This is a genomic window from Halalkalibacter oceani, from assembly GCF_023715605.1.
Lineage (GTDB): Bacteria > Bacillota > Bacilli > Bacillales > Bacillaceae_D > Halalkalibacter > Halalkalibacter oceani.
Genome location: NZ_JAMBOL010000047.1, coordinates 1 through 13,802 on the forward strand (window position 1 = coordinate 1; position 13,802 = coordinate 13,802).

Here is a 13,802-nt window from a genome sequence, read left to right on the forward strand (position 1 = left end):
ACGCATCTTTCTCGGAACATTTCAAAACTGTTAAGGTGTAAACTTAGGAACCGCCGTATACCGAACGGTACGTACGGTGGTGTGGAAGGTCGGCTACTCAACTAATGAGTAACCTCCTATCCGATTATTTGGTAAAACAAAAAGTAAATATTGCCAATAATTTTAACTCATGATAAAATATTGACAACATTAATTGGGGCAAACTATGTTTTTTTTCGGTATAGATTAATATTGTTTAGAAGGAAGTGATAGTCATGAAAGCAGTCCCTTTTTATGGTGTTAATATCGATGATCCTTTTCTAGGCCATATACCTCAATACTGGAGGTTCCAGAAACATCATGTAAAAGGAAAGTTATTTGAACATGAAGATGGCTCATTCTCATATGAGCTCTTTCATGAGAGTTTTAAAGGAAATGTTCAAAAAAATAATTTTTTTGATTTTGATGAGGCTTTAATGAATGCAGAGACTTGGATTGACACTTGGTATCATGTACAAGGCAGATTACTCGCACTTAAATAGCAATACAAAGTAAAAATTAATAGTAAAAAGGAATGAAGTACATGACAGCTTCCACGCATCAACTGACAGGGCTTCTGTTTGGCCTAGCAGCTATTTCACTCTTTCAATTATTCCCCCCTTCGTTTGGTAACCTAACCGAAGCAGGGGTCTTTTTTGTGTTAGTGCTTTTTGGATCCTTACTTCCAGACATGGATACACCTAAATCACGCCTTGGAGCTAAGGTTCCGTTAATTAGCTATCCTTTGTTTTGGTTATTTGGTCATCGGACTTGGTCCCACTCTCTCTTATTTGTAATTATTACTGCGGTAACTGGATTCCTCGTTGGACTGGTTTTACACTTTCCATACTATATTTCGTTAGGGATTTCAATCGGAGTGCTTTCGCATGTGATTGGTGATTATTTTTTCGATGGAGGAGTCCCTTTATTTCACCCTCTTAGTAAACGTAGATACAAGTTTTTAATAACCGCTAAAACAAGGAGACCTAACTCAATAGGATTTTCTGAAAATATTGTTGTAGGGATTCTCATCGTATTAAATAGTTGGTTTTTGATGCGCTGGTTAGATGTTGAAACCAGCTTATTTGTCCTGATAAACGGGTGACATTGCTTAACTTTGAAAGGGGGGTGGTTAAATTGGGCCGGTGAACAATTTCAATTAATAACTATACAAGAGGAGGATGAATGAAATGGTTGGTGTGTTAGAAGAGAAGAAAAACTTGGGACTCATACTTTTGGTGTCCCTTTTTGTGTTGACCTTAATGAGTTTATTTTTGTTTCCGGAAGGGGCGAGTGCATCCATAAAATCAAGTATTGCAACAAGTACTTCAGAATTAGAAGAAGTATTTGACGATGCCGGAAGCACTTTTGTCGATCTTGTACGGAGTGCCTCGTTTGTAATAGCTGTAGCTTTGTTAATTTGGTTTGGGATTGTTTTCTTTTTTTCCGGCAGTCTTCAGGCTATCCTCGCAATGAAGTTTCGTTTGGGAGCGTTTGTTGCTGCAATTTTATTCACATGGCAAACAGAAGCTATATTAGGAGCAATTTTTGGTGTTTTTGGTGTTAAGTTAACTTAAAGAAAGGAGTTAGTTATGGCTTGGGGGCACTATCATCAAATACCTTATAAATCAGGGCTAGAGGAAAAAATCCTCTTTCATTTTTCTTTTAGAAAGTTGCTTTGGTTGGCACCGGGTATTTGGGTGGCAGGACAGTTTAATAGTGTCCTGCCTTCTTTACCTTATGTTGACCATATGATTTTTGAAAAAATCCATCTGTTAATCCCGATTTTGATATCAGCTGCTTTTGCGTACATTAAAATACCTAAGACAAACTTGACACTATTTCAAGCAGTTGTGACCTATTTCAAGATTCGAATAAGAAGGCGTTCATTTTATTATCATAGATCAAACCTTCCGCTAAAGGTGGAGAATCTAAAAGGAAGAAGGTGAGGTCATTGAGTGAGCTCATTCAAATTGTGTTGTTTTTGCTTGTCGGGTATTTGATTTACCGGAAACTTCAGAGTCGTTATGACACGGGAGAGAATAAAAAGAAGATTACAACACAAGATATCTTAAATTATAAAAACATTGATGAAAACGGAATTGTCGAGTTGCATAATGGTAATTTCGCGATGGTTATAGAAGTTGAACCAATTAATTTACACATGAAGTCTCAACGTGAAAAAGATAGCATTTGGTTCGCAATGAGATCATTTTCTAATTCAATTCCGACTTCCTATACTTTGTTGGTCCAATCTCATTTTCTTGATATAGCCGAATATATCGAGGATTATCGTAAGAAAATCAATCAACCGGATTCAATTCTTACACCTCAACTCATCGCCTCGGGCAACCAGGTTGCCAGGCATTTGGAGACTTTCAGTGAACGGAAAACTAGAGATTATCGATGTTATGTCATAGTAAGATATAACCCATACAAAGATGCATTAGAATCAAATATCTCCACGGGGAGTAGGAAACTGGATCATGTTTTTGAAAAAACAACGTCAACTCAAACGATACCACCTGATGAAGCATATGAATTAACGGAAAGTTTATTTGACGAAGTAGCAGATCTGGTGTATCAGAATTTTGACACAATCGGTATTAAGATTGCTCGTTTGAATAAGCTCGGGATTCATGACATGCTCCATCAAACGCTTAATCGAGATCTTTCTCCATATCATCATATTGGTGACCTTTATCTAGCAGGAGCATTTAGTGATAATAAACAGTCAGTCACACCAAGTTTGAGTCTGGAAAATCGCAGAAAAGAACGTGAATTAAGAGAACTGGAAATTGAAAAACAAGAGGAGGTGATTTAATGGCTATGTTAAATCGATTTAAGAAAAAAAGAGAGGCAATGGACCAGTCTAGTTCACGACGTTACGTGTATTCAAGAGAAACGAAAGCAACAGGTAAAGACTTCATTGCACCTTCTTCCATAAAAGAGACTCTGCCTGGCGATGAAACGTATGAAGGAACGCATAGCGATTATTTAGTGGAAATCGGTTCCACGATCGAACCAGTTCGCTATTTTCGAACTATCTTCGCAGAAATAACTGGGGGAAACACGTGGGCCGGTATGCTAGATCAAGTGATTTTAGGTGAGTTTGGAAAAGGTGATACGGACATAGCCATACATGTTGATCCAGTTGACACGGCCGACGAATTAGAGGATATTAATCGCCGGATTCAGGGGATTGAATCCGATATTATAATGGAGAAAAACTCATCAACTATTAATAATTTAAGAGATGAGTTGGCGGATTTGAAAGACCGTCAAAAGCGATTGAGGCGAAATATTGAAAGTCCATTTAATGTTTCGATTCAAATTGTTTCGAGTGCGACAGAAATTAAAACGTTAAAGAAATATACGAATAATCTAATTCGTAAATTGGCTGGAAGGTCAATCGTAAGTCGTTCTCCTGACGGGAAGCAATTAGATGCTTTGCTGAACATCACTCCTTTATCAGAAAACCCCATGTATAAAGAGCATACGTTTGGATTTGAAACCGCGAATGTTGCTGATCTATTTCCGTTTGGCCATGGGGGGATTTCTCATAAAAGTGGAATCATTATAGGGAAAGACCACTTACAACGTCCAATCCATTATGATGGTTGGCATAAAGATTTAATGAACCATAACATGGTGATTGTCGGCCGTTCTGGGGGAGGAAAAACGTTTGCTGCGATGGTGTTAACGCACCGATCAGCACATATTGGTATTCGAACAGCGATCATTGATCCGAAAGGTGACTATAAAAAGTTTGTCTTGGAGATGGGGTGTCCATATATTGACTTATCCCCTGATAGTGAGCATCGCATTAACTTCTTTGATGTTGACATCGAAGAAGACGAAAATGGAGTCCGTAGAGTCAATGTAGATGAAACAGTGGCAGCTGCAGCAGCCATTATCTTTAAAATGATTCGAACAATGGATGATGCTATGCTTAAAGGCAACATTAAAGCCAAAATTAAAGGGTTCATAAGAGACTTATATAAAGAAAGAGAGATTACCTCTGATCCGGATTCTATTTTTGATCATGACCATACTTATGTGAAGAATGATCATGGCCATGAATTTAGCATCGGAGGAACTTATAAAAAGATGCCGGTAATTTCTGACCTGTATAAAAAAATGGTGAGTGACCCGGTTACTGCAGAAGTTGCTGAACTTATCAAACCATTTACGCAGGGTGGGGGTTCGCCTTCACAAGCAATTTTTGACGGGCAATCAACGGTTAAGATTCAAAATGTGCCTATTTTTGCTTTTGGTCTTCAACACCTTGACGAGGAAGAGATGAGGCCAATCGGAACTTTCATTGCAACAAAATGGCAATCAGCTAAATTTGCTAAGAAAAACCGACACATTCAAAAAAGAGTTATTTATGATGAGTCACAAACGGCTATGAGCGATCCTGAGTTAGCCGCTTGGCTTGAAAATGAGTACCGGGTATTGCGTTTCTTCAATACATCAATGTGTGCCATTACACAAGGTTTTGAAGTATTCACTAGGGTTCCGCAGGGCTTGGGTATTTTAAAGAATTCTCCTACGAAGCTATTTTTTAAACAAGATCCTATAGACATTGAAGAAATAACAAACAAATTTGACCTTACAGACGGGGAAGGAGATTTTTTAGTTCGTCAAGCAAAAGAAGGCTTAGGCATTCTTCGTATTGATGAACAAGCAAGTATTATAAATGTCGACTCAACACCTGAAGAATTTGCCTTATTTAATACGAACCCTAATGTAACCACGAACCAATTCCAGGAAACTGCTGTTTAGGTGTGAGGTGAGATATGATGAAGAAAAGCATATTTATCCTATTAATTATGTCACTACTTCTTCCTTCTTTTTCACCTCATGTATTTGCTGAGGATGAGGATATTTCGGATATTCCGGAACCTATAATCAGTGAAGCAGACATTGAGGAAATGGAAAATGGAGAGAATAAACCTTCTTATGGAGAACGTTTTGCCACTTCACTACTCTTAGCCCCTGTCAATTTCATCATAAAAATCTTTGGTGCTCGTGATATTTCGTTTCTTGTTTTTCAGAGAGAGGAATATGCCAAAATTTTGGGGAGCGGTAATGATGCAGAAGGGGATTTCGGCGTAGCCAGGGATACTTTAATTTTTGGTATCTTTCCTGAAACGTATTTTAACGGAGTTGCAATTTTCTATGATGGGCTAGAGAGGTTATTCCCGATTCCACTACTTGCCCTTATGGTTTTGGCCGGTTTTATGCTTCTGCTCTATTCACCAAGTGTTGAACATCGATTCATGATCAAACACTATGTTTTAGGGACCGTTCTCGCTATCGTGTGTATGCGGTTTGGCGCTCAATTGTGGAAACTCATCCTGGATATTAATTACTTTATAGTTGATTTCGTATGGGTGATGTTAACAGATAATGGGGTATATGTGGGACTTTTCTTAAACACAATTTGGGGCACCGGTATAGGGTACGATATTATTGATGTTCAAGGTTTAGGCCTGGGTCTTCTGGTGATTGTTGCTTTCTTTATGACGTTTATCTTGAACTATCAATATGTGATGAGAATGATATATCTCTCAGTATTAATCATAATCTTCCCTATTGTTTCATTGGTTATGATTTTTCCTACTAGAAGAGAAGCCATGAATCTTTGGTTTCATGAGTTCATCAGCAATGTTTTTTTACAAACAGGCCATGCAATTGCCCTTGGGCTGTTTTTTTATATTCGTCATGCAGTCGATTCTGCTGATATCATGTTTTGGGTCCTTGTGGCTTTTATGATTGGATTGACAGCTGTTTCATCCTTAGTCCAACGTATTATTGGTGCAGCGACAGGTGTACAGGTCAGAGGCGGGGTGTTAGGTAACGCGGGGGCAGCCATGGGGATGATGTCTATCATGAATATTGCCCGGATGTTAAAAACAGCATCAGGAGGCCGAGAGCAATCATTTAGGTCTCCTGAAGGTGGTAATGCTGCTTCAAACAATGGAGCAGGTCCTGGTGGCCAAGGTCAAACTCCTTCAGGCAGCCTTCAAATGAATAATCAAAGTGGTGTTGGTGCACCATTTAGCAATGGTGCAGCATTTACCCGAAGATCAGCTCAAGCAGGCTATCGGTCCGCGGCGAACAACTCCTCGACACAGCAATCTAGTGGACATCATAGCCGAGGCCGAGGTGCGGCTGAAGCTGTCAATCAATTAGCACGATTAGGAGTTGCTGGTGGTGCAGTAGCTGCCGGTGGGGCTCTAACTGGTATGGCAACAGGAAATCCAGCTTTAGGTATCATGGCTGGTACCTCAGTAGGTTCTTCAGTGTTAAGCGGAAAAAAAGCAGGAACTGTTCCTAGCGATGCAGCAAATCAGACTGGAGAGGTTATTAAAGATTTACCTGCTAGTCATCCATCACATTTGTCTAATGATATGCAAGCATTCGCGGCACAACCAGAAGAGGTAGGAGCGCCAGTTGATTTGAGAGATGAGAATTCAGTTCCGCCGGTACCTTATGTATACAATGAACAGACAACTCAGGCTGCATTGCAAAAAGCTAATCAGAGTGTCGAAGCCATGGAGCAACAAATCCAAAGCTTGGGTGCGGATACCACAAGCGGGGTTCAAGGTATAGATAATGGATCCGGTAATACCCAAGTCGCCAAAACCAATGAAACATCATCAGGTGTACCAAACGGTGCATCGGTTAATGGTCCAATGGTTAGCTCTCCCCAGAATGTGGCAAAAGCTAATCAACAACAACTGAGTCAAGCTGGGTTAAACCAAGCTAAAACAACTCAACAATTAGCTTCAACAATCGCTTCTCCGGAAGCAAAAACAAAGCAGTTTAATACACCAACTAAAGCGATTCAGCATACGGCGCAAGCCACACAAAATTATCAGCAAGCTCAGCAGGTCCTTAGTCAGATTGATCCAAAAGCAAATCCGGAAATGTACGCTAACCAGAAAAAAGTAGTGGACGCAGCTAGATCAGTCATGAATGAGAGTCATAGCATAACGAAAACGCAGCATCCTGTTTTAAATGATCCCTCTATTCAAGGGGACATCGCCAACTATGCTTCGGCCTTGCACGGTGGAAACAGTAATGAGATCGTTCAACACCGTACAGTAGTAAATCAAAAGGTTGAGGAACTGCTTGATGATAAAAGGATGGAAGCCTTGCAAATGAATAGGAACGGGCGTGGTTCGTTATGAGTTACGAACAAAACTCTCGTGAGCAGCAACAACAGCAACCGGAGTTAGGTCGCCTGGTAAGTAGCTTAACCAAGCAACAAATTCATGCATTACGCAGACGTTTGGGCCATAGAGCTTTTCGGTTTTTGATGAAAAGAGTTGGACAAGCTTTATTAAGTGCAACGAAAGGAATCCTAGGGGCAACGGCCCCTTTATGGGTTCCTATTTTGTGTTTGTTTTTTTTAGCCTATGCGGCTTATTCCTTAATATATATAGTTCCTCGCATGGTTGCAGAGGATGTAAAAGCGGGCGTTGAAGAACGAGTCAATGCTTTTTTTGGTTTTTCTGATGAGGATAAGGAAGGATGGGAAGACATATTTGATGTCTATGAAAAAGTTGCTTCCCGGTGGGATGAAGGGTTAAGCGAGGAGCAGAAAGAACAAGTTCAGCCCTATGCCTTTCCGTGGTCCATTTTGGCTGCTGTAGACCGGGTACGAAATGATCCCTATATCCGTCAAAGGGGAAGTGGGCCTATCATGATTGTCGATGGTCATGAATTCGTGGTAGATGGTGTGTATCCTCCAAAAGAATTTATTCCACTCTACCAAGCTGCTCAAAGGGAGTATGGTGTCGATTGGCCTGTATTGGCCGCTATTCATTACACAGAATCAACGTATAGCACCTACCCGACTGGCAGAATTTCATCAGCAGGGGCTATGGGTCCGATGCAGTTTATGCCAGGAACGTTTGTGGGGTGGTCCCACCCTTTGATTGATTCTGGTACTGGACGTATGATTCAAGACTTTGACCTTTCCTCATTAGCTGATATTCAACAATACAATGGATACGGCGTCGATGCGACTGGGAATGGCCGGGCAGATATTTGGAATGAAGCAGATGCGATTTTTTCAGCTGCTAATTATTTATCATCTAATGCATATCAACGCTCTCCAAAATCAGCACTTTTTCAATATAACAGGTCAAATGAGTATGTCGAGAAAGTCCTGGTGCATGCTGAGCAAATTTATCAAATGTATGAATTGAGAAAAGAAAATGAAGGAGAGGAACTTGATGAATACAATTTAGATGAATTAGATATTACTGAGTACACTTTCTTTGATTTGACCAAATATGACCATCGTATTACTCCACAACCAGAGGCAACGTTTGAACAGTTACGACCTCGTTTCCAGTGGAAAGACTCTGAAATTATTACTACTTGGGAGGAGGAAGTATGTCGTAATCGGACACGGCGAAATTCAAAAGGGGAGACAGAGCGGGTCAGAGTTTGTAACTGGGTTAAAAAAGAATCGACTGAAAAGATTCAGCTTCTAACTCAGGCTGATACCTTCCAAGGGTCATTTGAGCATCAATATGCTTGGCAGAGCATTCCTGTTTCTGGTGGAGCAAAAGTTCGTAACAAAGTCATTCGACAAGAGCTGCCGGTGGGAATGTCGGTTCCGACAGAAGAAGAATGGATGCAGCCTCTTTATGAACGTCTACATTTTTTTGGGGTCGTTCATGATTTGGATATTCAACTTGTGTTCGAACTCATTGAAATGTATGACGAGCACTATGCTGAATCGAATAAGCGGCTTGAGTCCTTTCTACCCGGCAAGTACCCGGTAATGGAAGGTTCGAATAACTGGTTATGGCCAACCCCATCCACTCGAATAACGTCTCATTTTGGATGGAGGGACGGGAGAAACCATAATGGAACAGATGTAGGGGGGCTAACAGCTGGCGTCGCTGGTGATCCAATTTTTGCGATGGAAGATGGAGTAGTCGAGGTAGCAGCTTATGATTCGGCAGCAGGAAATTATGTGAATATACGTCATGATAATAATGTTGTCAGTCGATATTTGCATCTTCATGCGATGCATGTACGACAAGGTCAAAATGTGAAAAAAGGTGATGTTATTGGGACGATGGGTAATACAGGAAGGTCTTACGGAGCGCATTTACATTTTGAAATCCGTATAGATGGTGTGCCGCATGATCCGTTAAATTATTTTCCTCAACTAAAATAAGGGGGATTGTTTATGAAAACTCTTTTACAAGTAATGCTTATACTGATGTGCATGTGCTTCATGGTTACTTACGTTGCAGCAGAGGACGTATCAGAACCAAGTGTAACGGAAAGAATTGCGAATGCAACTCCAGAGTCGCCTGCAGGAGATGTAATCGATTATGAAACAATCAAGTCGAATGCTGATTCTTATACGTTCGGTACCTTTTTATCGAAAGCAAAAGACTTGAGTTTCCAACTATTAATAGCTTGGTTAATCCTTGCTGGGTTCATCCTGTTTTTCAGTCTTAAAATTGCGTTTAGGCTTGCTGTTATAGGAGTGGGTGGCTTTTTCTTGATTCAATATCATGAAGAAGCTTTGACGGTGGTATTTGCGGTAGGAAACTGGCTTGCTGACTTTTTGAGGGTAGGGTTTATTTAGATAGACTAGGTATTAAGAAGCCAAGATAAGATGTTATCTTATCTTGGCTTTTTTTATGTAAAAAACCTGATCACAACCTACAGGGTATTCCTTTCTTTGTAGGTAGATACTAGGCCCTTTGATACTTCTGAGACCACCATCTATTCTGATTTAAAAATAGTTGAAAATTCAGAGGCTTTAATGTAGCCTGTGAATAGGTCTTTCCGCCTGTTGTGTGGGTGATATCGATATGTTGAGGGGTAAAATATTATGGATTTCGTTATTTTTGATTTGATGCTTGGTGGGTTGTTACTACCTCTGTTGGTTGTTTCTTTTTTTAGTTTTCGTATTTACTATAGAGAGAAAAAGAAGATACCTTCTAACAAACAAAAAGAATTAAAAAAAGTAATTTTAGTATACTTAGGCTTGATAACATTTGGTTCATATGTAATTGCAGTTTCTATAATGATGCTGACCGGCTTAGATTTTAAAGATGTAAACGCCTGGCCTCCAATCATTCTGGCATTAGCACTTGCTACCATTATTCCTATAGCGCAGGAGTTTGTTCAAAGAATCAATGCCTTATCTAAAGAAAACATAAATACAAATAACCTATTAGTCTATGATAAAGAAACTATTGAAGCTCTTGATAAAAAAATAACGATATTATTAAATGAATTACAAGATATGAAGAAAGAGAAAGAACAGGAAGCTGTTATAGAAACTAGGTGGTTTAAGATTATTTTTAAACAAAGGAAGGAGAGTTAAAAATGAAAGCAGGCAGCCGGCTAACGTCAGAGGGATTCTTGAGTGAATAAACGTAGCCAGTTCCAGATAATTTAGGTTCTTGGGGGTGTTCAGAAAATACTTCTGGTGTAATCCCTGTTGGGACCCATGATGTTAAGAATTGCTACTAATTCTGGTCTAATACTATTTTTAATGTTAAACCTTAGGAATTTTCAAACTACATTTCATTAAAATTAAAAAAAGCTCATTCTGCTATAACAGTTAAGAGCTATTTTAACCAATCCAATTAATTAGTATCCCATGACAATTAATAGATTGGGATTAAATAAGACAATAAATATGTATAATGGATTGATTTTCACCGAACCTAGGTACGGGTACTCTATCAATCCTTCATTGTACTAACCGTATCTCGATACGGGGCTACAACGTAATATTACTATATAATATTATTCAAATTTCGTCAAATTGGAGGTTAAGCATGTGGCAACTGAATACGAGCTAATGAATATATTCTTTGATGAAAGCGGCCAAGATTCTGATAAACCAACAACAATGGGGGGGTTGCTAATCCCCCACGTAGTTTATTCTTCCCAAGAAATGAGTAATCTAACTTCACGTTTAAAATCTAATCAGTTAAAGCTACATTGGACAGATTATACTGGTGATGTAGCGCTAAAGAATAATATAATTGAAGTCATTAAAGTCTTTTCATCCATAGCTAAGTATACTCGCATGAACGTCATAAATTATAACCGTTCTTCGCTTGATCAACGATATAAACTATCTGGTGATAGCGGCAGCAATAAACTTAGAGGCCGGCAAAAGAAAGCTACAATGAATTATGCCACTTTAATGGTATATACTAAAATTCCTGAACGAATTTTTTATGGGTTGCTAAGAAATTATGGTAAAGACATTTACATAAAATCTGATATTTACATTGAAGAAGAAGGTAAATACGAAAAATACGACTTAGTTACACGTTTAAAAGAAAATTTAAATACTCAATCACTGTATAGGGCTGAGCAATTTTGGGTTAAAGATTGTCAAATGGTGACTAAAGGACAAATGATCGGCATAGAATTAGTTGATTTAATTCTCGGTATTATTCGTTTGATTATAAGAAGAAACCCTATTCCTCAGGGGCTAACTGATGAAGAATATGCCGCCAGAGGTATTAAAGGAAGAGCAAAGAAACATCAATTAGTGATTGAGCTACTTAAAATAGAGGGGTTTCATCAATTTCTACGGAGTATAAAATATTACGAATGGGATAGTAATAAAGAGCTTTCAGAGGTGTCCTTAGCTGATTATATTGATTTATTTATGGCAAGTAATTTCCGAGAGTTTTACTAACTACCTAGGCCCAATTTAACGAAAATTTCAAAAGGGGTTATGGTTAAATCTGGAATAAATTAGAAAGAATAATTTACGAAATCAAAGGAGGATCCGAATGATTCAAATGCCAAAAGGAAAGATAGAGAGAATCGCTGTATATGCAATAATTTTAGAAACTAATAAACCTTCTTCCGCACTCATGGCTAATATCCCTGATGGCGATAAAGGGATTTCTTTTGATGGAGATATAGCAGTATATAAAGATCATTCAGAAACAGTAGAATCCTTAATAGGTAAAGTTCCTGTTCAAGTTAAGGGAACCCAAGTTGACAAATTTTCAAATGGAACTAGGACATTTCCAATGGAATTGAAACATATAAAAAATTATTACGATAGCAATGGGGTTATATTGTTTGTAGTTGAAATTTTAAAAAATGGAGATACTAAGATATTCTATAAACAGTTATTGCCAAATGAACTTAGAGAAATACTGATTAAATATGGCGAAAAAAAACAACAAAAGCAAAGAAACATTGAACTTCGTCCGCTAAGTGAAACCACTTTAGATATAGTATGTAAGAATTTTATTGAAGAATCAAAGAAACAGCCACAAGTGCTTATTGAAAATAACCCTTTTAAAGATGATGAATATACTTCTTTTGAATTAACCAGTTTAACATTTAATCCTATCAAAGCTGAAACTAGTAATATTTTTGAACATGACTTTACTATTTACGGAATTAAAGAAACATTAAGTGTTCCGTTGTCACAAGCACGTATCCAGTCCTATTCTAGTGAATTTACCGAAATATTTATTACAAATGGCCGACTACATAAGTTGCAAACACAATTCACCTTTGAGAAAAGTAGTTCAATTTTATTGATTGAAAATTCTTTAGAGATAACCTTTAAGAAAGATAATTTTAATTTTAATCTTGTAAGATTAAATTCACTATCTTCCCAACTCAAAGTTCTACCCTTTATTTTAGACTTCTTGTACAGTAAAGAGATTGAATTAAGAACAAATGATTTAAAACTGGAAAATCTTCATTTAGTCGATACTGTAAAGGTAACAAAGGCATTTGAAAGATTGTATTCTACGTTCAAAAATCTAAAAATTATATTTGAAGAACTGAATATAGACCTTGATACAAGAATTGATAGTGAATCCCTTGATTTAAATAGTTTGATTGATCAGATCACTTCCTTGGTAAGGATGTATTTAGATAACGATTATAGTACGTTCAAAAACCCGGAAAAAGCTCGTTTTGCTCTATTTCCATTAGGAGAGTTGAAACTCTTGTTTTTCTATAATCCTGATTCGGAAAATCTTTTAATGGATGCATTTTCAGATAAGATAATACAAATGGATACCCGAATTGCTGTAGATGATATCGCAAATCCACACAGCCCATATATATTGATTCCTTATCATACTTTAGCTGTGGCAGTTAACTTAAAAATTGAACAGATAAAAAAATCATTTGACAATATTAATCCATTTCTAAATGATATTTCATCAGACTTAACAAACCAATTTTGTCTTAATTGCATAAGTGCATTTGATCTATCTCAGAATTTTGCTTTTTTAGATTTAGCAGATCATATTTATAATAAATTTGATGGAGTGGTTTCATTTAGAAATATAGTATTAGTTAACCAATTACAAATAAAAATAAGGAGAAATGGCTCTTTGTCTGATAAAGATTACGAAAAATTAATAAATCTAAAGCAATTAAACCAATCCGATATAGTATTGCAATTTTGTGCTAGTGTTCTTCTAAAAAGTAAAATTGAATCAACATCTTTTTTTAGTCAATTAGGTTTTGAAGAACAAAAATTCATAAAGAAATATCCTATATATACTATCTATAAAAACCTTATCAATGAATAAAATGATGAAGGTGGAAACAGTTGAGCAATTCTATGAACACTTCGATCATTTAGCGGTACAAAGTGATTGTTAATGCTGGTTAAAAACGTCCACTTGTTGACGGTATTGTTTGTCCAGGGATTGACGGATATAATGTCATTAACCACCCTGAAGAAAGGAAAAGACGCCTTCCATAATGTCGGCCATTACCAG

12 protein-coding genes are annotated in these 13,802 nt (G+C 37.7%); all 12 read left to right on the plus strand.

Annotated features, from left to right (window positions below; genetic code table 11):
* The first annotated feature begins 254 nt into the window (after positions 1–254).
* Positions 255–521, plus strand: coding sequence for a hypothetical protein (locus M3202_RS21470; protein WP_251225263.1), 267 nt, complete (start codon positions 255–257; stop codon positions 519–521).
* Positions 522–562: 41 nt separating this feature from the next.
* Complete coding sequence (locus M3202_RS21475) at positions 563–1,123, plus strand: metal-dependent hydrolase (protein ID WP_251225264.1); 561 nt, start codon at positions 563–565, stop codon at positions 1,121–1,123.
* Between the two features lie 76 nt (positions 1,124–1,199).
* Positions 1,200–1,595 carry a hypothetical protein gene (locus tag M3202_RS21480; protein WP_251225265.1) on the plus strand — a complete coding sequence of 132 codons (396 nt, stop codon included), beginning with the start codon at positions 1,200–1,202 and terminating at the stop codon, positions 1,593–1,595.
* 15 nt (positions 1,596–1,610) lie between these two features.
* On the plus strand, positions 1,611–1,967 hold the full coding sequence (locus tag M3202_RS21485; RefSeq protein WP_251225266.1) for a hypothetical protein: 357 nt from the start codon (positions 1,611–1,613) through the stop codon (positions 1,965–1,967).
* A 5-nt stretch (positions 1,968–1,972) separates the two neighbouring features.
* The gene (locus M3202_RS21490) at positions 1,973–2,842 is read left to right on the plus strand and encodes a TraC-like domain-containing protein (RefSeq protein ID WP_251225267.1); all 870 of its coding nucleotides are present in this window, start codon (positions 1,973–1,975) and stop codon (positions 2,840–2,842) included.
* Entirely contained in the window at positions 2,842–4,806 is a 1,965-nt protein-coding gene (locus tag M3202_RS21495) for a VirB4 family type IV secretion system protein (RefSeq protein ID WP_251225268.1), read from the plus strand. The genes M3202_RS21490 and M3202_RS21495 overlap by 1 nt, the downstream gene beginning before the upstream one ends.
* A 17-nt stretch (positions 4,807–4,823) precedes the next feature.
* A complete protein-coding gene (locus tag M3202_RS21500) occupies positions 4,824–7,220 on the plus strand; it encodes a hypothetical protein (RefSeq protein ID WP_251225269.1) in 2,397 nt (798 codons plus the stop codon).
* The gene (locus tag M3202_RS21505) at positions 7,217–9,229 is read left to right on the plus strand and encodes a peptidoglycan DD-metalloendopeptidase family protein (protein WP_251225270.1); all 2,013 of its coding nucleotides are present in this window, start codon (positions 7,217–7,219) and stop codon (positions 9,227–9,229) included. Before M3202_RS21500 ends, M3202_RS21505 begins: the two co-directional genes overlap by 4 nt.
* Before the next feature lie 12 nt (positions 9,230–9,241).
* The gene (locus M3202_RS21510) at positions 9,242–9,649 is read left to right on the plus strand and encodes a hypothetical protein (protein ID WP_251225271.1); all 408 of its coding nucleotides are present in this window, start codon (positions 9,242–9,244) and stop codon (positions 9,647–9,649) included.
* Positions 9,650–9,898: 249 nt separating this feature from the next.
* A complete protein-coding gene (locus M3202_RS21515) occupies positions 9,899–10,396 on the plus strand; it encodes a hypothetical protein (protein WP_251225272.1) in 498 nt (165 codons plus the stop codon).
* Positions 10,397–10,858: 462 nt separating this feature from the next.
* Positions 10,859–11,734 carry a DUF3800 domain-containing protein gene (locus tag M3202_RS21520; RefSeq protein ID WP_251225273.1) on the plus strand — a complete coding sequence of 292 codons (876 nt, stop codon included), beginning with the start codon at positions 10,859–10,861 and terminating at the stop codon, positions 11,732–11,734.
* 97 nt (positions 11,735–11,831) lie between these two features.
* Complete coding sequence (locus tag M3202_RS21525) at positions 11,832–13,610, plus strand: hypothetical protein (RefSeq protein ID WP_251225274.1); 1,779 nt, start codon at positions 11,832–11,834, stop codon at positions 13,608–13,610.
* Positions 13,611–13,802 lie beyond the last annotated feature (192 nt).

Bases quoted from the DNA above. Each gene is read 5' to 3' on its own strand.
- M3202_RS21470 (WP_251225263.1), top strand. From the start codon at position 255: ATGAAAGCAGTCCCTTTTTATGGTGTTAATATCGATGATCCTTTTCTA.
- M3202_RS21475 (WP_251225264.1), top strand. From the start codon at position 563: ATGACAGCTTCCACGCATCAACTGACAGGGCTTCTGTTTGGCCTAGCA.
- M3202_RS21480 (WP_251225265.1), top strand. From the start codon at position 1,200: ATGAATGAAATGGTTGGTGTGTTAGAAGAGAAGAAAAACTTGGGACTC.
- M3202_RS21485 (WP_251225266.1), top strand. From the start codon at position 1,611: ATGGCTTGGGGGCACTATCATCAAATACCTTATAAATCAGGGCTAGAG.
- M3202_RS21495 (WP_251225268.1), top strand. From the start codon at position 2,842: ATGGCTATGTTAAATCGATTTAAGAAAAAAAGAGAGGCAATGGACCAG.
- M3202_RS21500 (WP_251225269.1), top strand. From the start codon at position 4,824: ATGAAGAAAAGCATATTTATCCTATTAATTATGTCACTACTTCTTCCT.
- M3202_RS21505 (WP_251225270.1), top strand. From the start codon at position 7,217: ATGAGTTACGAACAAAACTCTCGTGAGCAGCAACAACAGCAACCGGAG.
- M3202_RS21510 (WP_251225271.1), top strand. From the start codon at position 9,242: ATGAAAACTCTTTTACAAGTAATGCTTATACTGATGTGCATGTGCTTC.
- M3202_RS21515 (WP_251225272.1), top strand. From the start codon at position 9,899: ATGGATTTCGTTATTTTTGATTTGATGCTTGGTGGGTTGTTACTACCT.
- M3202_RS21525 (WP_251225274.1), top strand. From the start codon at position 11,832: ATGATTCAAATGCCAAAAGGAAAGATAGAGAGAATCGCTGTATATGCA.